Below are 759 nucleotides of genomic sequence, written 5' to 3'. Positions count from 1 at the left end.
ACATGAACCCATTCAAAGGCCGGCATTTTCAGCGTGACATCATTCTGTGGGCCGTACGCTGGTACTGCAAATACGGCATCAGTTACCGTGAGCTGCAGGAGATGCTGGCTGAACGCGGAGTGAATGTCGATCACTCCACGATTTACCGCTGGGTTCAGCGTTATGCGCCTGAAATGGAAAAACGGCTGCGCTGGTACTGGCGTAACCCTTCCGATCTTTGCCCGTGGCACATGGATGAAACCTACGTGAAGGTCAATGGCCGCTGGGCGTATCTGTACCGGGCCGTCGACAGCCGGGGCCGCACTGTCGATTTTTATCTCTCCTCCCGTCGTAACAGCAAAGCTGCATACCGGTTTCTGGGTAAAATCCTCAACAACGTGAAGAAGTGGCAGATCCCGCGATTCATCAACACGGATAAAGCGCCCGCCTATGGTCGCGCGCTTGCTCTGCTCAAACGCGAAGGCCGGTGCCCGTCTGACGTTGAACACCGACAGATTAAGTACCGGAACAACGTGATTGAATGCGATCATGGCAAACTGAAACGGATAATCGGCGCCACGCTGGGATTTAAATCCATGAAGACGGCTTACGCCACCATCAAAGGTATTGAGGTGATGCGTGCACTACGCAAAGGCCAGGCCTCAGCATTTTATTATGGTGATCCCCTGGGCGAAATGCGCCTGGTAAGCAGAGTTTTTGAAATGTAAGGCCTTTGAATAAGACAAAAGGCTGCCTCATCGCTAACTTTGCAACAGTGCC

The 759-nt window shown here is 52.8% G+C and carries 1 protein-coding gene; it reads left to right on the top strand.

The features are described from left to right. The first annotated feature begins 2 nt into the window (after positions 1–2). Positions 3–707, top strand: coding sequence for an IS6-like element IS26 family transposase (locus K2184_RS28995; protein WP_001067855.1), 705 nt, complete (start codon positions 3–5; stop codon positions 705–707). Positions 708–759 lie beyond the last annotated feature (52 nt).

Origin of the sequence: Klebsiella sp. K5-306 (assembly GCF_051835185.1) — a bacterium.
GTDB classification, from domain to species: domain Bacteria; phylum Pseudomonadota; class Gammaproteobacteria; order Enterobacterales; family Enterobacteriaceae; genus Klebsiella; species Klebsiella oxytoca.
Note: the sequence above shows the minus strand (reverse complement) of the source record. Positions and strands in the feature narration are given on the sequence as shown.